The organism is Pseudarthrobacter sp. AL07, assembly GCF_029960665.1.
GTDB lineage: Bacteria > Actinomycetota > Actinomycetes > Actinomycetales > Micrococcaceae > Arthrobacter.
Genome location: NZ_JASBRB010000020.1, coordinates 1 through 19,296 on the forward strand (window position 1 = coordinate 1; position 19,296 = coordinate 19,296).

Here is a 19,296-nt window from a genome sequence, read left to right on the forward strand (position 1 = left end):
CGAGGGCGAGGGCTCCGGCGTCGTTCCCTGTCTCCTGGCTGACACCGGTGTCAGCGCCGCCGGCAGGCATTTTCATCTGCCCGGCCGTCAAGGTACCGCACAGTGCGGGGGACGTGGCAGCCAGCGGCAGGGTCGGTGCGAGGTCCGACTTGGCGGCCTGGCCGGCTGCGCTGAGGGTGGCGGGGTCAAGACCGTGGACCACAACAACGGCGGTACCGGCTTTCAGGGCGGCCTTGGTCTCGGCGTTCACCTCGAACGTGCGGTCAATGGTGTAGGAGGCACCCTGCCCGGCGACCTTAAGGTCCAAGCCCGCTGCCGGGCTGGTGTCACCGCTGGTGGAGAGTGTGGTGACAATTCCGCCGTAGAACGGGGCGCCTTCGGTGGTGGAAATGACCTTGTCGCCGTCCTTATCGGCCGACGGCGCCGGACACGTGCCCTCGGCTCCGCCGTGGATGTGCTGGACATGCGGGTACGGTGCGTCCATAAAAGTCGCGGCCAGGCCCGAAACATTCAGGACAACGTGAGCCTGATTGCCCGTAACGTCAACAGTGACGGTGCCCGAACCCGTGCTGCCGTTAATCTGGCCCAGGGTCGACTGGTAGGACTGGTCCGCTGCCATCGCGGGGGCACTGGAAAGGGCCAGCGCGGCCAAAGCCAGAGTGGGGACGGCCATAAAGCGAAGTGTCTTATTCATTGAAAAGATCTCCTCATACACGCGAGTGTGATGTTGGTGCCCCCGGACGGGGATACCTGTACTTCGGAACAACTCGCGGACTGGATGGGCGTGGATATTGCAATTCAGTAAATCCGTTGTGCCCATCGCAGCGGCTGTCGGCGGTGTAGCAGTTCCCGCCGTTATTTATGCGCTGATCAATCTGGCCATTCCTGAGACCCTGCAGGGCTCGGCGACCCCTACGGCGACCGACATTGCGTTCGCCGTGGCTGTGCTGGCGATCATCGGGTCGCACCTGCCCAGTGCGCTGCGGATCTTCCTGCTGACTTTGGCCGTGGTCGATCACCTTCTGGCCATCAGCATCATCGCGGTGTTCCACTCATTCGATATCCAGGCCGGACCACTGCTGCCGGCCCTCGTGGCGGCGGCACTACTGGTTGGGCGGATCCGTCAGTACCGTACCGTGCCGTGCAAGCCGAAGAAGCCTTCGATGCAGACCGAAACGGCATCCCGGACGTCTAATGCGCCGTCGACTCTTCAAAGCCTGCGACGTCGGAACTGGGCAGGAGTGTGGCCAAAGTCGATCCGAAGGCGCCAGTGCTGTTGCATGGGAACTCGTGAGCCGTTGGAGGGTTTCGAGCTGCTTTTTGCGTACAACGGGACGTAGTGGACAGTACGCTTAATTTTTCAGGTTCGGCGAGCTTGGAGCCAGTACCCAGGGTACTGATAACGAAGAAAGGACTCCGGATCTGATCCTCTGATAGGAGTGAAGACCATGACTGAAGCACCTGTAAGGCTGGGGGCATGTTCCCGATGACTGGGCGTGTCGACCATTGGATGGATGCGTTGCGGACGCAGCTGTGGCCTCTTCCGGTGTTGGCGGTTGCGCTGGCCGTGGTTCTCGGGACGGCGGTGCCTGCCCTGGATGCTGCAGTTGACGGCAAGCTGCCAGAAAGTGTCACTGTTCTTCTCTTCAGTGGAGGGCCGGAGGCGGCCCGGTCGGTGCTGCAGGCGATCTCGGGTTCCCTGATCACGGTGACGTCCCTGACGTTTTCGCTCACCGTGGTCACGCTGCAGCTGGCCAGCAGCCAATTTTCCCCGCGGCTGCTGCGGACTTTCACCTCGGACCGTTTCGTCCACGGGACGCTGGCCCTCTTTCTGGCTGCCTTCGCTTTCGCGTTGACTGTCCTTCGAAGCGTCCGCGGCGAAGGCAGCGGAGCCAGCCCGTTCGTCCCGGAAATTTCCGTCACTGTCGCGTTCGTTCTCGCCATAGGCAGTGTTATCGGGCTGGTGCTCTTTTTGGCGCATCTCACCCGGGAGATCCGGGTGGAAACCATGATGCGCAGGGTCAACGTGGAAACCCAGGAGACCATCGACCGCGTCTTCCCGGAGAACCGCCCCCTGCCGGCGCCGGGACCGGATCCGGTCCCGGCAGAGGGGAAGATCCTCATCAACTCCACCAGTTCCGGATTCCTGACCTCCGTTGACAAGGGCTCACTGAAGCGGGCCGCGGAAGATGCGGGGGCAGTGATACGGATAGACCGGGAACCGGGCAGTTCCCTGGTGGCCGGTGTTCCCTTCGCCACCGTCTGGGCCGTTCAACCGGGAGCAACGCTCACCACCTCAGCCAGGGAAAGGCTGATTGAAAAGGTCAACGCCGCTGTGGCCACCGGGTTTGAACGCACCAACGTCCAGGACGTCGGATTCGGATTCCGCCAGCTGGTCGACGTCGCTGCCCGTGCCCTCTCCCCAGGCATCAACGATCCCACCACCGCAGTGCACGTCATCGGGCACCTCTCCGTACTCCTGTGCCGGCTGGCGGAGCGAAGCCCTGGCCCTGAGCAGCTCAGGGACGACGGCGGGCGGGTGAGGGTTGTGGTTTCGCTTCCGGAACTCGAAGACCTTCTCAACATGGCGATGAACCAGCCCCGGCAATACGGAGCGGCCGATCCGGCCGTTGCCGGCCGGCTCCTGGGCCTGCTTGCGGAGCTCACCTGGTGCGACCGGAAGGACAAATACCGGGTGGATATCCGAGAGCATCTGGGCCGGATGCGCAACGCCATCGGTGCCGCTGACTATTCGCCGGCAGAGCGGCGGAGCCTGCTGGAGCAGGCCGACTCCATAGAACTCATGCAGCCAAAGAACCTGCACCCCGGCAACCCGGCGAGCCCGTGAGATTCCCTGCCCGGAACGGGACAGTCAGTGCCCGGCCGGGGCTTGTGACCTGCGCTTGAGGTTGCCAAGGCGGCGACCGTACTCGTCGTAGCCTCTTGCATGGTGGCAAGGCACGTACCGCATCGTGGCCTTCCAAACCGACGCAAAAGTAACACACGCGTGATGGTTTGAACTGTGGCCGGAGGTTAGTCTGGACAGATGGTGTCCACCAGGAAGTGGGAATGGCCGCGCTGAGTGGGTCTTCAAGAGGAATGCTGCGCTGCCCGGTCCCGGTGCGGAGCGTATTCGTGTGGTTCCTTCTGGCCCTCCTCCTCGCGGGGGCAGCCTCCTACACTCATGGCAGCAGGTATGCCATCGTCCCAGGTCACAGTTCCTTCCAGTCAGCGGAGAAACGGGACGTTGAGGCAATGCCGCCGGAAACCGCAGCCAGCCAGGCCGGCCCTTCGGCATCGGCGTCCCAGCCCGTCAGCGTCGTCCACGAGGCCAACCCGTCCGTTGAGCCTGAGGCTCTGGCTCAGGAATGCTGTGAACGGCGTCTGGCTCCCCGGAGCGAACCGGCACCGCTGAGGACTGGCGCATTGGACCCGCCGCCCTTGACCCATCAGGAGCCTGGCGGAATTCTTTGCAGCGTTGTGCCTTCGGAACCGGCTTTGCCGGCGCTGACCGTGGTCAAGCTTTCCATCAGCAGGACGTAGAAACGGTTCGCCGTTCCACTTCGTCACGACCCGCTGTTTCAGATCCGGAAAGAGAAACCAATGACACATGTACAGTCCATGCTGGACGCCCATCCAGAGGACCTCGGAAGCATTGATAAAGCCAAGCTCGTGGAATGCATCCAGGCGTGCTTTGAGTGCGCTCAGACGTGCACCGCGTGCGCCGACGCCTGCCTCAGTGAAGGGATGGTCGCCGAGCTGACCATCTGCATCCGCACCAATCTTGACTGCGTCGACATCTGCGTGGCCGCCGGGAAGATCCTCTCGCGCCAGGGCAGCTACGACGCTGACATGACCCGTGCAGTGCTGGAAGCGTGCCGTACCGTCTGCAAGGCGTGCGCCGATGAATGCGGGCAGCATGCGTCCATGCACCGCCCCTGCGAGGTGTGCGTCGAAGCCTGTCGCCGCTGCGAGCAGGCGTGCGCTGATCTCCTCACCTCGTTGGGCTGAGGGGCGCAATAATGACACATTCACAGATTTCCCGGGCGGATCGTGGTGCCCGGCAGAAGGCACAGCCAAGCAACGCAGCGCGTGGCGGGCTCTCAGAGGATCCGCAACTGCGCCGGATGCTGACCACACACATCCACTGTGGTGAGCCCATGCAGCCGGTACCCGTGGACCCGGGCCCGCCTGTCGGGTCCCCAGGAAGGAATGACGGTGGCCTGCTGACGTACAGGTGCGCGTGCGGGTTTAGATTCGATCAACGGCGGGACTGACCGGGACGGTGTTCAGCGGTCATGGTTGCAGGAGGCTCCTGTCCGCACTCTGATGGTGAGACGTTCGCGTGGACCCGCCTGCGGGGAAGGAGTCAGGAATGATCCGGCGGAGCGGATCGGCCTCTACCCTCGTCTCGCCGCGGTGACCTACCACGTCGAGGATGGACCACCACATCCGGAGCGAAGGTAATGATGTGCTCGACGGCGGCGGACAGCAGCTGGCCGACGCCTGGTCGAATCACCGTCCCGAACGTTGGGGCCAGCGCCCGGGGGAAATGCCCTGGTCATGGATGAACTGCGCCAAGTCCAGGTAAGGCCCTGCATGCCACTTGAGCGACGAAGTTCAGGTGGTGAGATCACGACGCCGGATGGAGTAGGCGGCCATTCCGGCCAACGCGGCGGCCACGAGCGCCAGGACCAACGCACCGGCCGGGTCGAAGGACTCTACGGGCATGGCCGAGGAGTGCCGGAACGGGCTTATGTCCTGGAGCCATACCGGCAGACCAAACAGCTCCCCGAATTCGCCAAGCACGAGTCCAGCCGCCAGCATCCCCCAGCCCAGCAGAACACTGAACCGCGGCGCGAACGCGAAGACCACAGCGGCCGCCGCCAAGAACACCAGGGCAGCAGGGACGTGCGCCAGCGCTGCCGGGACGACAGACACTGCAGGCCCGTTGGCGCTCCCCGAGAGTCCCAGGCCTACGGCGGCAGATACGCCCGTCGTTCCAGAGACAAGTACCGTCGAGACAGCCGCGATGAGCAGGTTCGCGCCGAGCCACCGGCCCCGCGACTTCGGGGCCGCAAGGAGAAACTCGGCCCTGCCTTCGGCTTCTTCGGCGCGCATCCGCAGCACCGCCTGAATGCCTGCCGCCGCCGCGAACACCCCGGCCACGCCAAGCAGGGCCGTAACGAACACGTCGATCAGCCCGGCCTGCCCGCCCGGCACGAGCCGGGAAATGAGTTCCTTCAGCGGTGCCACACTGGACACGGTCTGGGAAACCAGAGGGCCAAGGGCGCCAGCCACGGCGCCCAACACAGCGGCCCCAATGCACCACCCGGCCACAGTGGCGCGCTGCAGCCGCCAGGCCAGGCCCACGAACGATGTGCCCCCGACTCCGGCCCTCTCCCTGCCGCCGCGTTGGGGCACGAGACTCGCGCCCACATCCCGCACTCGACGGAGCATCACGGCACCGGCTGCCAGACCCAGCGCGGCAGCGAGAAGGACCAGCAGCGTGACCAGGTCCGGGCTGGTGAACGGCCGTGAGCGCTGGCCCCAGCCGATGGGCGACAGGAGTGAGGGCCACGCACTGCTCACGTGCAGCAGGTCCGCCGCCGGGCTCCCGAGCGCGTCCCCGACACCTCGGAGCAGATACGCAACGCCCACCAGGCCTGCGGCCGCACCATTTGCGCTCCTGCCCGAGGGCAAGACCTGGGCGACGACCGCGCCGAGGCCCGCAAAGAAGACGCCAACAGCCCCGACGGCGGCACCGGCCCCCACTGCGCCGGCAACCGGCAGCCCGGCCGCGACGAAACCGGCCGCAACAAACACAGACAGAAGCAGGTTCGCGGCCCCGCCCAGCAGAAACGTCGCGACCAGGGATGCTGCCCGTTGCAGGGGGACGGCGCCGAGGAGTTCGGCGCGTCCCAGTTCCTCATCGGCGCGGGTGTGTCGCACCACCAGGAAGGTGCTCATCAGTGCTGCCAGGACCGCCATGAACGCGAAGCCCTGGAAGAACACGACAGCTCCGGCGCCGGTCCCGTCGGGCAGACCGCGGACGAAGAGGAACGCCGGGTTCGATGCTGCCAGGGTCAGGATCGCCGCCTGCGAGGGCTCATCACCGAACTGGATGACGACCGCATTGGAAGTCGCAAAGCCGAGCAGAGAGATGCCCAGGATCCAGACGGGCAGCGTCGCCCGATCCCTGCGTGCCTGGAACCGTGCCAGCCGCAGCACGCCGGGCATCACTTCACCCCACCGCTGTTGCCGCTATCGATATCGCTGTAGTGGCGCAGAAACAAGGACTCCAGGGACGGCGGAGCCACCGTGAGCGCGCTGATCCCGGGCTCGGAGATGCCGGCCAGGACAGCACCAAGGTCGGTGGCGTCCGCGTCGAAATCGACGGCGGCTCCGTCGATGCTGATCCCGTGCGTGCCCGGCAGCCCCGCCAGCCGCGACGGGTCGGCGAGCCCGGTGACCCGGAAATGTGTGCGGTTCAGGTGCCGCAGATCGGCCAGCGTTCCCGTCTCGACCGCGGTTCCGGAACGGATGATGGTGACCCGGTCGCACAGCTGTTCGACCTCGCTGAGAATGTGGCTGGAGAGCAGGACAGTGGCCCCGTCCCGGCTGACCCGCCGGATCTGGCGGCGGAATACGGCATCCATTACCGGGTCCAGGCCTGCGCTGGGCTCGTCGAGCAGATACAGGCGGGCAGGGCGGGCGAACGCGGCAATCAAGGCGACCTTCTGACGGTTGCCTTTCGAGTAGGTCCTGGCCTTACTCCGCGGGTCGAACTCAAACTCCTGGATGAGATCCCGGCGAAGATTCTCGTCGGCGCCTCCGCGAAGGCCGGTGATCAGGTCGATGATTTCCCCGCCTGACAAGTTCGGCCATAGACTCACATCCCCTGAGACGTAGGCGATGTCCCGATGCGTGCGGACAGGGTCGGCCCAGGGATCCAGCCCGAACACCCGGGCCGTGCCGGACGTCGCGCGAATCAGCCCTAACAGCACCCGCAGCGTGGTCGACTTACCTGCACCATTGGGGCCCAGAAAACCGTGGACTTCGCCGACGGCGACGCTCAGGTTCAGTCCGTCCAGTGCCCGTGTCCTGCCGAAATTCTTCACAAGACCAAGGGTTTCAATGATAGGTTGTACTTCTGCACTCATGAGCTGCCCGCTCCTCAGGTCCACGCACGAACGCCCGAGGCGGTCGCTAGGGCATTCCGTGGGCACCGCCCACGGGCCGACCAGGCTTCCCGGCTCTCCGATCCACAGCATACAAGCACCGGAACAGACTAGGAAGGCTGGCCCCACAGAACCCGAAAATCCACCCTTCGCCATCACTTTCAGCGACCGATTCCCGGCAGCTGAAAGCTACTAAAAGAAGACCCCGGATACACCGGCCATGCCTCGGTTGGTCGAAGCAGAAAAGACGAGAGAACATTCCTCCCCAGGCCTCGGCCATAGTGCACCCATGTAGATCAATGATTGAAGCCTCGCTGGATACCGCCGCCGGGAGAGGCATCTGCCCGGCGTCTCCTACGGCAGATGTCCAGCGGTGCCGTCCAGCCCCGGCGTTTCCAAAAGTGCCCGCGCACGATCTTGCCCCGGCGAGAGTGTTCGGTGACCCAAACTTCCAAGCCGCAGCCGTTTGCTTGCCTACTCCCGCATCAGCCGAAACTCCAGGGCGTAGTCGATCAAATCCCTGACATACCGATCCCACAGGCTCCCGCCAGGGGTCAGTGGTGTCTCAGAGACCCCGGAGGGCACCGGGTTCACCTCGAATGAAGGAGACAGTCTCCAGCCCTTCCCAGCCCGCAGCAAGCCGTGATTCCGCATGTGGTCATCCGTGTTGTCCTCCGCAAGAGCCTGAAGGTCGCGGATGCCGGCGCTCTTTCCCCACGTCGACGGCCCCCCTTGTACACGAAAACGCAGGGCTCCCCGGCGAATCTGGTCGTTGACCAGCAGCATGTACCCGGTCTCCCCCAGTGTGGTCAGTCTCGTGACTTCATAGCCCGTCGGACAGGCCGCGGACGGACAGGAACGCCGGGCTCACCGCCGTCATTTTGATGGTCTCCGATCCACCGCCTAGGTCCGGTCCAACCCGCCAGGGAAGAGCCACGGGCAGTGCTCGTTAGGGCCGTGCGCTGAGCCGCTGGATGAACTCGTCCGCTTGGGCCAGGTTCCGGGCTATCTTGGCCCGTTGATGGACCGCTTTCTCCAGGAACCCACGGAGTCGGGCGTGCGCCTCCTCCGTGGCGGCAGAGGCCTCGTCCGGGGTAAGGATACCGAGGATGCCGGCCATTTCTTCCAGTGAAAACCCCAGCGGCTTCATTTGCTTGATGACCATTAGACGCTCGAAATCAGCCTCCGAATAGACCCGGAAGCCCCCGTCGGTCCGCGCAGTCGCCGGCAACAGACCGACGTCGTCGTAATGGCGAATGGTCCGCAGGGACAGACCCGTCCGTTCTGCCAATTCACCAATGTGCATCGTGCCCGTGCTTGTTTTTGCCGTCATCAGGGCCTCCGTCCTGTTCTGATTTCAAACCCTACCATCACGTTAGGGTAGAGTTTCTGGTGAGTGGTGAGACCTACCAGGGCAGTTCCCGCTCTTCCCGGCGCGGTGTTGCGCCCCTTCATTCTTCGACAGAGCGAAGCCGCATGCGTGCGTCTTCCTGACCATGAACGGAGCCAGCAATGGCCGTTAAGACCGCCGGGGATATCCCGGCCTATACCCCTGAACAACTGCAGTCTGTCCGGGAAACCCTCAAGTCTCCGCGCCGGCTAAAGACCGAAGTCCTCGCCGGACTGGTCGTCGCCCTCGCCCTGATCCCTGAAGCGATCGCCTTCTCAATCATCGCCGGCGTCGATCCGCGGATCGGGCTCTTTGCTTCCTTCACCATGGCCGTGACGATTGCCTTCGTCGGCGGCCGTCCGGCCATGATCTCGGCGGCGACCGGTGCGATCGCCTTGGTCATCGCGCCGCTGGTGAAGTCCCATGGCCTGGACTATTTCGTCGCCGCCGTCATCCTGGCCGGAGTCTTCCAAATCGTTCTAGGTCTGTCAGGTGTGGCAAAGCTGATGCTCTTTATTCCACGCTCGGTGATGGTGGGCTTCGTCAACGCCCTGGCCATCCTGATCTTCATGTCCCAGGTTCCCGAACTCATCAATGTTCCGTGGCTGGTCTTCCCCCTCGTCGTGTTGGCGCTCGTGATCGTGTTCGGCCTGCCGAAGCTGACCAAGGCTGTGCCGGCCCCGCTGGTCGCCATCGTAGTGCTCACACTCATCACGGTTTTCGTCTCCGTGGCTGTCCCGACCGTGGGAGACAAGGGCGAACTCCCCCAGTCGTTGCCGACCCTGTTCATCCCGAACGTCCCGATCAACCTGGAGACGCTGCAGATCATCTTTCCCTTCGCCCTCGCCATGGCCTTCGTGGGTCTGCTCGAATCCCTGATGACCGCCAAATTGGTTGACGACGTCACCGATACCCGCTCGCACAAGACCCGCGAGGCCTGGGGCCAGGGCGTGGCAAACATCGTTACCGGGTTCACCGGCGGCATGGGCGGCTGCGCGATGATCGGCCAGACCATGATCAACGTCAAAGCCTCCGGCGCCCGCACCCGGATCTCCACCTTCCTCGCCGGCGTTTTCCTGCTTATCCTCGTCGTAGCCCTCGGGGATTTCGTCTCCGTGATACCGATGGCCGCCCTCGTCGCGGTCATGATCTTCGTTTCCTGGGCCACCTTCGACTGGCACAGCATCCGCCCCCGGACCCTAAAGATGATGCCCAAGAGCGAAACCCTGGTCATGGTCGCCACTGTCATCGTGGTCGTCGCCACCCACAACCTAGCCATCGGCGTCGGCGTCGGTGTCCTTGTGGCGATGGTGCTGTTCGCCCGCAGGGTCGCACACCTCGTCACAGTCGAACGCACCGTCAGCTCCGTTGGCGGGCACGAAACCGCGACCTATGTGGTGGACGGGGAGCTGTTCTTTGCCTCCTCAAACGACCTCTACACCCAGTTCGAATACGCTCTGGACCCTGCACATGTGATCATCGATATGCACGCCTCCCATCTCTGGGACGCGTCCACGATTGCGGCCCTTGACGCGATCACCGAGAAGTACCGCCACCACGCTATTGACGTGAAAATCATTGGCCTCAACGATGCCAGCATCCTGATGCGCGAACGCCTCGGAGGCAAACTCGGCGGCCACTGACCCCGCGGCCGCCCTTACGTGAAGGGCCCCCTACCGCATAACCGGCAGGGGACCCTTCAGGTGTGTGGATCGGGTCAGATCACCCGCGGCGGTCTTCCTGGTAAACGTCCGGGATGCCGTCTTGGTCCGTATCTACGGCTTCTTCGGCCTGCACGGCCCGGTACTGACGGTTCCGCGTGACCAGTACTGCCGCCGCCAGGAGGGCGGCCAGCAGCGACGCGGCGAGGATCCCGACCTTGGCGTGGTCATCGTGGGCGCTGCCCTGTCCGAAGCTCAGCTCGGCCACGAGGAGTGAAACCGTGAAGCCGATCCCAGCCAAAAGCGAGACTCCGAATACATCGATCCACTTCAGGGACTTGTCCAGAGACGCGCGGGTGGCCTTGGTGAGGAGCCAGGTGGTGCCCAGGATTCCGATTGGTTTGCCCAGCACCAACGCCACGATAATGCCGATGGCTACGGGATCGGTTAGAGCCGAGATCAGACCGTCCCAGCCACCCACGGCGACACCGGCGGCGAAGAAAGCGAAAACGGGGACTGCGATACCGGCGGAAATGGGCCGGAACCGGTGTTCGAAGATCTCGGAGAGGCCAGGTCCGGCAGCGGGGCCACCGCTGGCCTGGGACCGGATGACAGGGATGGCAAACCCCAGGAGTACACCGGCGACGGTGGCGTGGATACCGGAGGCATGCACCACCGCCCAGGTGATTACTCCCAGAGGGAGAAGGATTACCCACGCCGCGGCGGGTCTGGTGCCAAAGAACCGGCGGTACTTCTGAGCCAGGAACGTGTACACCGCCAGCGGAAGGATGGCCAGCAGCAGTGGCCCGGCCTGGATATCGGAGGAGTAGAACACCGCGATGATGCTGATGGCCAGAAGGTCATCAACCACGGCCAAAGTCAGCAGGAAGATCCGCAGCGCACTGGGCAGGTGCGACCCGATGATCGCCAGCACAGCCACGGCGAACGCAATGTCGGTCGCCGTAGGGATGGCCCAGCCCTGCAGGGTCTCAGGACTGGCCAGATTGATCAGCGCATAAATAACGGCAGGAACTGCTACACCGCCGACAGCCGCCGCGATGGGCACCACGGATTTACTGAACTGACGAAGGTCTCCGGCCACGAACTCACGTTTGAGTTCCAGCCCCACAAGAAAGAAAAAGATCGCCAACAAACCGTCTGAAGCCCATGCCCCCAAGCTGAGTTCCAGATGCCAGGGCTCAAACCCGAGGCGGTAGTCCCGCAACGCGAAGTAGCTATCGGAGACCGGGGAATTGGCCCAGATCAGGGCAATGACTGCCGCGGCGACCAGTAAGATCCCGCCAACGGTTTCCTTCCGCAGGATTTCACCGATTCGCAGCACTTCGCCGTAGCTCCCCCGTCCCAAAACGGAGGAACGCGGAGGAGCAGAAGGGCTTTTACCCATGAAGGTGTCCTAAACTTTGGGGCGGCAAAGAACGTGCCGACCAGACTTCCCGGCTCACCTCCAGTAAGTCTACACATTTTGCCCCTCCCATTGCCCAACCCGGTACCTGGGGCTGGCAGCCCTCACTGGAGAAGGCAAGGGACAACCTCCCGCCCGCCTGATCATCGGCACAGTGTCGTATGCAGCCTTGGGCCTGCGGATCCCGGGCAAAGGACATTGGCTGCGTTGGCGCTGCTCAGAGGACTGCAGACGGTGCGTTCCGGCGATCTTCCCAACGTGGCGAACGCGGTGCTTGACGGGAGCATCGGGGTGAACCACAAGAGCAAACTCGGCAACGGCTCAGCACTACATGCGGCCAGCCGGACGATCTATGTTCTGACGGTTCCAACCGGCGACATGGTGGTCATCGCCGGTATCAATACGCACTTAGTTAGGTTGTGCGGCGTGGTTGCCGGTAGGGGCAGTACCCGCCCCTACCGGCGACGAGGGCGAACACATCCCCCTCCGAACGATTCCAACTCAGTCCTGATCTCGGCAACCGCATCGGGTTTCATGCCTCGAAAAATGTCAGGATCGATCAGGACTAAATGCCGCCACGCCGACCTGACTAAGTACTACTGACATGAAAATAGGGGGGCCCGTACCGTAAGATTTCGCCGCCGGTTCGACGTGCAGCGGCGGGTACAGTGATATCCCCGGCGCGGACGGTGTCGGGGCGGTTTTAGAGGGCCGCTGGGCTTGCGCCCGCAGCATCGGTCAGCCTGTGGAGGGCTTCGCGGAGTCTGGCGTCGGCGTCGTCCGCGACGGCGCGGACGACGGGGCTGTCGCTGAGCTGGACCATGGTTTGTGGGTCCATGGCTTCGACGGTGGTTTCGCGCGCGTTCTTGCCTCGCCGGACAACGACATTGCACGGCAGTAATGCTCCGAGCGCCGGATCGGCCGCGAGGGCACGGCTCGCCAGCGTGGGGTTGCAGGCCCCGAGGATTATGTAGTCACCGACGGCATCCCCGGCGTCGATCCCGAGTTTGGTCTCGAAAGTGGAGCGGACATCAATTTCAGTAAGGATGCCAAAGCCCTGTTCGCTGAGCACCGCACGCGTGCGCTGGACTGCGTCCTCCCAGGACAGCGGGACGTTAACGGTATACGTGTAGCTCATCGGCTTGCTCCTGATGTCTCGTGACATGTTCGGGTCCGGGCCAGTCCGTCGCCATGCCGGGACAGTTCGGGGAAACTCCCCCGGCACCGGGTCTTGGGTCCCTGCCTGTCAGGCGAGGGAGAGGAAGAGCTTTTCCAGTTCTTTTTTGTCCATGGTGGTGTCTTCGCGGACGATGCACTGCTCCAGCCCGCTGGCGATGATCGCGAAGCCGGCCCTGTCCAGGGCCTTCGAAACGGCAGCCAGCTGCGTGACGATGTCCTTGCAGTCCTTCCCCTCCTCCAGCATGCGCGTGACAGCAGCGAGCTGGCCCTGCGCGCGCTTGAGGCGGTTGACCACAGGGGTCAGTTCAGTCGAATCGAGTTGCATGAAGTCTCCAAGAAAGTGGGCATCTTGCCATTTACTATATACCCCCTCGGGTGTTTCGTATACCCACTGGGGTATCTATAATACTCAGTGGGGTATACACCAACGACCTTTTCGAGCGGCCCCAGGTCTTCCCGTTTCCCCTTCCACCGCCGTTGGCGCTCTGGCGCCAGAACCTTACGCAGCCGGGTCGCCGAGCATCAGGACCATATGGTCATCACGTCGACGGTGACCAGCAGGCGGGTCCCAGCACCCGGATATCCGTCACGATAGCGGGTACGCCGTGCCCTGCGGAGCCCTGGCATCGTCCTGGATGCTGATGCTTTCCTGGCGGATGACCATCACGCCGGGGCCGTCGGGCCAGTCGGTGTCCGCGGGCAGGTCAAGGTCGCCCAGGGCCGAGTAGTGGACTCCGCCCCGGACGGTTCCTGTGATTTCGTTTGTGCCGCCCATGAGCCGGTGGACTTCCAGGGACGCGGGCCGGGAGTATACGAGGTCGACGCGGTCGTGCTGGAGCAGCCTGCCTCGGCTGAGGAGCGCGATGGGGTCGGCGACGGCGGCCGCTTCGTCGCGGTCATGGGTGATCATGAGGATGGTGGGGGCCAGCCGCTCCCGCAGCTGTGCCAGCAGCTCGTGCATGCTGGAGCTTAGTTCCTGGTCACGCCTCCGAGAGTTCCTCGGCGCTCCAGCCGGCGTTCAGGGCGGCCTGGCAGTAGTCGCAGCCGTTCTGGTTTCCAACGGCCAGGGCAAACGCTTCGCGGGTGTGGGCGTCAAAGCTGCCGTGTTCGGCGATGGCGGCGGACATCCCCATGTAGGAGGCGATCACGGCCGGTGAGTGGGCCATCCCGGCATGGATGTTGAACAGTTTGCCCATCTTCTGCTCCAGTTTCCGTGCGTTGCCTTGGGACGCTTCGGGGGCTGTGGCAACGGTGTGGGCGGGAATGCGTGGCATGCGGAAACCCTCTTATCTATTGGGCTTACACGACAAACTGTGGGGCGGAGGAAGCAACAGACGCGACCGGTCAGGGCCGGGCGCCGCTGACGATGACGCCCCCGCCGGGGGCGAACGCCACATGGCCTTTGATCATCCGGGCCAGGGGCGTCGGCCGCGGGTAGGACCAGGCGGCGTTCGGTGCCCTGCGGTCCCCGGCGCGGACGTGGTGGTATCGGGCAACACCCTTCCAGAAGCACAGCGTGCGGACCCAGCTGTTTTCCAGCGTGTCCGGCACCAGCGACTCCCGGGGGAAGTAATGGTTGCCTTCCAGATACACCGTCTGGCCAGAGCGGGCGATCACCTGGCCGTGGAACGTGGCGGTGATCATGAGGAGCTCCGGGCCAGTGTGCGCAGGACCTCGCGGTCCTGGATGACGATGCGTCCGCGGCCCTGGCGGATGGCTTTTTTGGCTGTGAGGTCACCCATGATCTTGCTGGTGGCCTCCCGTGAGGCGCCGAGGAGGCCGGCGAGCTGTTCGTGGGTCAGGTGGATGGTCCGGGCCTGTCCGAAGCGCGGCGGCCCCGCGGCGTCACCGAGTTTGAGCAAGGTGGACGCCACCTGGGCCGATAGCGGCCGCAATGCCAGGTCGGTGAGACGTTCTTCGAGGCGGGCTACCTGCTCGCCCAGGAGCCGCGAGATCCGGATCGCTATGCGCGGATCGGAGAGCAGGAACCGTTCCACCTCGTCCACGCTGAGCTGGCAGATCGCCGCGTCCTCGATGGCCTCGGCGTAGTTGTCATACATCCGCTGGCCCACGAGCATCATTTCTCCGAACACCGCGCCCGGCTCCAGAATGGCCATCGTCAGGGCCTTGCCATCCTCAGCGACCCGGAAAATGCGCACCCGGCCGGATTTGAGGATGAACAGGGCCGTGACGGGCTGGCTTTGGCTGAACAACAGCTCTCCTCGGCGGAACAGCCGGGCCGGGGCCATGAAGTCCATGGCCTCGATCTCCTGTGCGCTTAGATCAGCGAACAGATCAACTTCATTCAAACAACTGAACGGGTCGGTGGGTCCTGCCATGAGGGGATCGGCCTCTCGTTGCCGCGGGGCCCACGGTCGCAGGTCTCCGGAGACGGTGGCCCCCACATCGACCCGGCAGGAATCGGTCATGCCCGGCTCTTGAGGACGCGGACCGCCACCACTCCCAGAATAACGCCATAAATCATGTGGCCCATGAGGCTCATCAGCGCGTTGAGATCAATAGTAAAAAAGGGCATGCCCATCATGACCGGCATGATCATCAGCGGGCCCAGGATCCACCAGATGGCCCCGTAGCCGAGTCCGACGAGGGCGCCGCGGCCGTACCCGGTGAGAAACCGGTTGCCGAAGAGTACCGTCAGGCCGAGCCCGATCATCACCGAAATCATCAGGTGGACGCCGAACCCGACCACGGCCGAGGTGGAGCCGACCATGGACGCGATGACGGGCAGCATGCCCATCATGGCCATGAGCATGCCGAAAACGATACCGCCGGCGATGCCTCCGGCTACCCCGGCGAGGACGCGCCGTCCAATGCCGGTAGCTGACGTGGGGCGGGAAAGAGCTGAAGCAGAAGCCATAACGGGGACCTTCCATGGGAGAGGTTTTGCTGACATCTTCAAGGTATGACTGGACCGGGACACCCTTCAGTAATCTGCACTACACAGCAGAAACTAATGGCGGAAGCGGATCATTGCGCCCCTGCAAAGCCGGGATGTGAACGCGGCGGCTACCCTCATCTGTCGTGCCTCAAGTTCCCGGCCCGGATCTGGAGGTGTCCGCCCCGCGCGGACGCCCGGACGACGTCGACGCACCGTTCCTCCACGGCCCGCCAAGGGGCGGCGGTGATGTCGGATCCGCCGACCGCGCAGGCCAGCCGCGCCAGCGGAGACAACCACCGCGCCCATCCCTCCGGTTCCTGCAAGTCCACAACACCGACCCGTGCCTGTGTGCCCAGCAGTCTCGTCATGTTCGTCCACGCCTGCTCCCAGTCCCCCATCAGGGACAACGAATAGGTCGCCAGGGCTGCATCCGAAACCTCGGCTCCCCCGCTTTCTTCAATGCGGGCAGCGACGGTCCCGGGATCGAGCAGCACCATGTCGGCCTGGAGCAGGATCACGTTCTGCCAGCCGTGGGCCTGGGCGCGGCGCCGCGCCTGTTGTAGCATTTCGGCGCTGCGGTCGATGCCGACGATGGTCCCGGAGGAACCAACGCGCTCCTGCAGCAGGGGAAAGTTCAACCCGGTTCCGCAGCCGATGTCCAGCACCTGCTGGCCCGTGGTGGGGGCCAGGGCGTCAATGCCGAGCACCCGTCCGGCATGATAGACAGGGTATTCGCCCGAGAACAGATCATAAAACGGGGCGAACAGCGTGTATTTATCGCGGATGGTGGTCTCCTTCTGGTTCGATCCGCCGCAGCGGCACGGTCCCGGAAGACCGCACCGCCGGGCGCTTTTGTCCGGCATTGAACATCACTTACGAGGAGTCCATCATGGCAGTCGAGAACCCGATCGTTGACCTGCTGGTTGTGGGCGGGGGAACTGCGGGAATCGTGGGCGCCAAAACGGCGGCCGGGCTCGGAGCGCAAACCCTGCTGGTCGAACAGGCCCGCACCGGCGGTGACTGCTTGTGGACCGGATGTGTGCCGTCCAAGACCCTCCTCTCGGCAGCCGAACACGCCACGACAGCCCGCGCACTGACCGGCCGACCCGCGGCATTCGCTGATGTACGGAAGCGCATCTATGCCGCGATCGATACGATCGAGCCCGTCGACTCCCCGGACGCACTCGAAGCCGCCGGAGTTGAAGTCATCAAGGGCGCTCTGACGTTCCGCTCCCCCGGGGTGGCCGAGGTGGACGGCAGGACGATCCGCTTCCGGCAGGCACTGATCGCCACCGGTGGGGCCCCGGTCAGCACCGGCATCCCGGGCCTGGACCCGGAGGTCACCGTGACCTCGGACACGATCTGGGAACTCGCCACGCTTCCGGGGCGGCTGGCGATTCTCGGCGGCGGCCCGATCGCCTGCGAACTCGGACAAGCCTTTGCCCGCCTCGGATCCGAGGTCACCATGATCGTCCGCTCCCGGATCCTCCCTAAGGAAGATCCCGACGCCGTCGACCTCGTCCGGGACAGCCTGGCATCCGACGGTGTCCGCATCCTGGAAAACACAACCGTCGAGAACGCGGTCACCACGGGCACCGGATCCCAGCTCCTGCTTCGGGACGGCGCCGCCGTTGACGCCGACACGGTCCTGCTGGCCACCGGACGCACGCCCCGGACCGCGGGTCTGGGCCTGGAGCGGGTCGGGGTAAACCTGGACAAGGACGGCCAGGTGATCACGGACACCCGGATGATGACCTCCAACCCGCTCATCTGGGCGGCGGGAGATGTGACCGCGAACCCCCAGTTCACCCACCTGGCCGGAGTCCACGCGTCTGTGGCGGCGTCGAACGCGGTGCTCGGGCTTAAACGCCAAGTCAGCGGCACCGTGCCGCGGGTGACGTTCACCTCCCCGGAGGTGGCCGCCGTCGGGCTCACCACCCCCGACGGCGGGCTGCAGCACCGCGCCCGGACTGTCCGCCATACCCATGTCGATCGGGCCGTCACGGAGGACACGACGGGCGGGTTCACCCGGCTGATCGTGGACCGGCGGGGAAAAATCCTGGGCGGCACGATCGTCGGCCCGAGGGCAGGGGAATCCCTTGCTGAACTAACCCTGGCCGTCCAGAAAGGGATGACCACCTCGGACATTGCCGGAACAACCCACCCCTACCCGACCTTTTCGGACGGGGTGTGGACTGCCGCCGTCGCCGACGTCAGGGAGCGTCTGGCATCGCCAAGCATGCGCGGGGCAATGGCGGTGCTGGTCTGGTTCCGGCGCCGCTGGCTGGACCGGCCCATACCTCGCCTAGCGACCGGTAGCCGGCGATGATCCGCTGGACGCCGCTGGCGGTCACTAAAAGCGCCCAGACAGCCGCGATTTCCCAGGCGGCACCCGGCAAGACCAGCCACAAGCTGTGTACGGCCACGGTCTCGGCGCCTTCGGTCAGGCCGCCCAGGAACGACAAGGACCGGCCGTCCCGGAGCTGGCGGCCGGTCTTTTCGGCGATGGAGGAGAAGGCCAGGAACGCCGTGCCGTTGATGTAGTAGGCGAAAAGGACCAGCAGGAACGGCAGCCACGGGGCACCGAAGCCCTCTGTCGCGCCGATCCCGACGCCGACCACTGTGGCGCCATAGACGATGAAATCAGCGCAGATGTCCCAGAATCCGCCCCGCCCGGTGTCTTCAGTCCCCGCGCGGGCGTTCCGGCGCCGGGCCAGGGGGCCGTCGAGGCCGTCGGCCACCCGGCAGAGCAGCCACGCGGCCAGGGCCGGCAGCCACCATTGCACCGCCGCAAGGACCGCGCTGGCAAGGCCAAGAACCAGGTTCAGGCCCGTCAGCCGGTCCGGAGTGATCCACGGCCGGTCCAGCCAGCCGGCGGCCCGCCCCAGAGCTGGCTCCATGACCCGCCGCAACCGGGCATCAAACATCGGTGGCCCTGCCCTTCCGGCGTCGCCGGACCGCGACCGCCAGCCCGGCCACCGTGAGAATGCCGAGTGCCACGAGGGCAAGGTTGAGTTGCCATCCCGGCTGCAGGCCGAACGCACCCAGGGTCACGAAACTCACCGTTCCCGGAAGGATGCCGATGGCGGTCCCGAGGAAGTAGGGCCACCATCGGATGGAGGTCAGCCCGGCGGTATAGTTGATGGCCGTAAACGGCAGCACGGGTACCAGCCGGACACCGATCATGGCCGGCAGGCCGCGGCGCCGTAGCAGCTCATCGACTTTCTCCACCCGTGCCCCGGTGAAATTCTCCACCGCCTCCCGGCCCAGCCAGCGGCCCAGCCAGAACGCGGCGACGGACCCTAGGATCGCGGCGATAAAGACGACGGCGATTCCGCCGGCGAACCCAAAGACCAGCCCCGCGGCTACTGAGAGGACGTTTTTGGGCACCGGCGCCAGCGTCAGCACGGCGTAGCCCAGGATGAAGGCCGCCGGCCCCCACCAACCGGCGGTTCCGAAATAGCTCCGGATGTCCTCGACCGGCGGAAGCGGAACAACCAGCGCAACCACGGCGGCGGCGGCGACGAGAACCAGCAGGATTCCTAGCCTAATCACGGCCCGGC

General features: G+C 64.7%; 20 protein-coding genes and 1 pseudogene. 6 read left to right on the top strand and 15 right to left on the bottom strand.

Going from position 1 to position 19,296, the window contains the following annotated elements; genetic code table 11:
* Positions 1–694 (bottom strand): CHRD domain-containing protein (locus QK290_RS13910; protein ID WP_282331237.1); only part of this gene is annotated, 694 nt, incomplete at its 3' end.
* A gap of 106 nt (positions 695–800) precedes the next feature.
* Here QK290_RS13910 and QK290_RS13915 point away from each other — a divergent pair.
* The 4 genes and pseudogenes from QK290_RS13915 to QK290_RS13930 form a co-directional block, all read left to right on the top strand.
* A pseudogene (locus QK290_RS13915) lies at positions 801–1,106 on the top strand (Na+/H+ antiporter NhaA); the annotation flags it as partial.
* 371 nt (positions 1,107–1,477) lie between these two features.
* A complete protein-coding gene (locus QK290_RS13920; protein WP_282331238.1) occupies positions 1,478–2,848 on the top strand; it encodes a DUF2254 domain-containing protein in 1,371 nt (456 codons plus the stop codon).
* A gap of 221 nt (positions 2,849–3,069) precedes the next feature.
* The gene (locus tag QK290_RS13925) at positions 3,070–3,543 is read left to right on the top strand and encodes a hypothetical protein (protein ID WP_282331239.1); all 474 of its coding nucleotides are present in this window, start codon (positions 3,070–3,072) and stop codon (positions 3,541–3,543) included.
* Between the two features lie 60 nt (positions 3,544–3,603).
* Positions 3,604–4,011 (top strand): four-helix bundle copper-binding protein, encoded by a 408-nt coding sequence (locus QK290_RS13930; RefSeq protein WP_282331240.1) that lies wholly within the window; start codon positions 3,604–3,606, stop codon positions 4,009–4,011.
* Between the two features lie 609 nt (positions 4,012–4,620).
* Here QK290_RS13930 and QK290_RS13935 read toward each other — a convergent pair.
* The 3 genes from QK290_RS13935 to QK290_RS13945 all read right to left on the bottom strand — a co-directional run bounded on the left by QK290_RS13935 (position 4,621) and on the right by QK290_RS13945 (position 8,514).
* Positions 4,621–6,240, bottom strand: coding sequence for a polyketide antibiotic transporter (locus tag QK290_RS13935; RefSeq protein ID WP_282331241.1), 1,620 nt, complete (start codon positions 6,238–6,240; stop codon positions 4,621–4,623).
* Positions 6,240–7,163, bottom strand: a complete 924-nt coding sequence (locus QK290_RS13940) for an ABC transporter ATP-binding protein (RefSeq protein WP_282331242.1) — start codon at positions 7,161–7,163, stop codon at positions 6,240–6,242. The genes QK290_RS13935 and QK290_RS13940 overlap by 1 nt, the downstream gene beginning before the upstream one ends.
* Before the next feature lie 967 nt (positions 7,164–8,130).
* Positions 8,131–8,514 carry a MerR family transcriptional regulator gene (locus QK290_RS13945; RefSeq protein WP_282331243.1) on the bottom strand — a complete coding sequence of 128 codons (384 nt, stop codon included), beginning with the start codon at positions 8,512–8,514 and terminating at the stop codon, positions 8,131–8,133.
* Positions 8,515–8,693: 179 nt separating this feature from the next.
* On the opposite strand from QK290_RS13945, the gene QK290_RS13950 reads away from it, so the two are divergent.
* Positions 8,694–10,214: a SulP family inorganic anion transporter gene (locus QK290_RS13950; RefSeq protein ID WP_282331244.1), complete on the top strand. Its 1,521-nt coding sequence runs from the start codon at positions 8,694–8,696 to the stop codon at positions 10,212–10,214.
* Between the two features lie 79 nt (positions 10,215–10,293).
* Here QK290_RS13950 and nhaA read toward each other — a convergent pair whose 3' ends face one another.
* From nhaA to QK290_RS13995, 9 genes are all read right to left on the bottom strand, one after another.
* Positions 10,294–11,637 (bottom strand): Na+/H+ antiporter NhaA, encoded by a 1,344-nt coding sequence (gene nhaA / locus QK290_RS13955; protein WP_282331245.1) that lies wholly within the window; start codon positions 11,635–11,637, stop codon positions 10,294–10,296.
* Positions 11,638–12,358: 721 nt separating this feature from the next.
* On the bottom strand, positions 12,359–12,793 hold the full coding sequence (locus tag QK290_RS13960) for a DUF302 domain-containing protein (protein ID WP_282331246.1): 435 nt from the start codon (positions 12,791–12,793) through the stop codon (positions 12,359–12,361).
* Between the two features lie 108 nt (positions 12,794–12,901).
* Complete coding sequence (locus tag QK290_RS13965) at positions 12,902–13,159, bottom strand: metal-sensitive transcriptional regulator (RefSeq protein WP_144662938.1); 258 nt, start codon at positions 13,157–13,159, stop codon at positions 12,902–12,904.
* A gap of 261 nt (positions 13,160–13,420) precedes the next feature.
* A complete protein-coding gene (locus QK290_RS13970; protein WP_282331247.1) occupies positions 13,421–13,795 on the bottom strand; it encodes a hypothetical protein in 375 nt (124 codons plus the stop codon).
* Positions 13,796–13,814: 19 nt separating this feature from the next.
* Positions 13,815–14,108, bottom strand: a complete 294-nt coding sequence (locus QK290_RS13975) for a carboxymuconolactone decarboxylase family protein (protein WP_282331248.1) — start codon at positions 14,106–14,108, stop codon at positions 13,815–13,817.
* 70 nt (positions 14,109–14,178) lie between these two features.
* On the bottom strand, positions 14,179–14,478 hold the full coding sequence (locus QK290_RS13980; protein ID WP_282331249.1) for a DUF427 domain-containing protein: 300 nt from the start codon (positions 14,476–14,478) through the stop codon (positions 14,179–14,181).
* Positions 14,475–15,263: a Crp/Fnr family transcriptional regulator gene (locus QK290_RS13985; RefSeq protein WP_282331250.1), complete on the bottom strand. Its 789-nt coding sequence runs from the start codon at positions 15,261–15,263 to the stop codon at positions 14,475–14,477. Before QK290_RS13985 ends, QK290_RS13980 begins: the two co-directional genes overlap by 4 nt.
* Positions 15,260–15,712, bottom strand: coding sequence for a hypothetical protein (locus tag QK290_RS13990; protein ID WP_282331251.1), 453 nt, complete (start codon positions 15,710–15,712; stop codon positions 15,260–15,262). The genes QK290_RS13985 and QK290_RS13990 overlap by 4 nt, the downstream gene beginning before the upstream one ends.
* A gap of 155 nt (positions 15,713–15,867) precedes the next feature.
* On the bottom strand, positions 15,868–16,596 hold the full coding sequence (locus QK290_RS13995) for a class I SAM-dependent methyltransferase (protein WP_282331252.1): 729 nt from the start codon (positions 16,594–16,596) through the stop codon (positions 15,868–15,870).
* Between the two features lie 26 nt (positions 16,597–16,622).
* On the opposite strand from QK290_RS13995, the gene QK290_RS14000 reads away from it, so the two are divergent.
* Positions 16,623–18,062: an NAD(P)/FAD-dependent oxidoreductase gene (locus QK290_RS14000; RefSeq protein ID WP_282331253.1), complete on the top strand. Its 1,440-nt coding sequence runs from the start codon at positions 16,623–16,625 to the stop codon at positions 18,060–18,062.
* On the opposite strand, the gene QK290_RS14005 is transcribed toward QK290_RS14000, so the two are convergent.
* On the bottom strand, positions 17,947–18,660 hold the full coding sequence (locus QK290_RS14005) for a CDP-alcohol phosphatidyltransferase family protein (protein WP_282331254.1): 714 nt from the start codon (positions 18,658–18,660) through the stop codon (positions 17,947–17,949). The two genes, QK290_RS14000 and QK290_RS14005, sit on opposite strands and share 116 nt — an antisense overlap.
* Positions 18,653–19,288: a TVP38/TMEM64 family protein gene (locus QK290_RS14010; protein WP_282331255.1), complete on the bottom strand. Its 636-nt coding sequence runs from the start codon at positions 19,286–19,288 to the stop codon at positions 18,653–18,655. The genes QK290_RS14005 and QK290_RS14010 overlap by 8 nt, the downstream gene beginning before the upstream one ends.
* Positions 19,289–19,296: the final 8 nt, after the last annotated feature.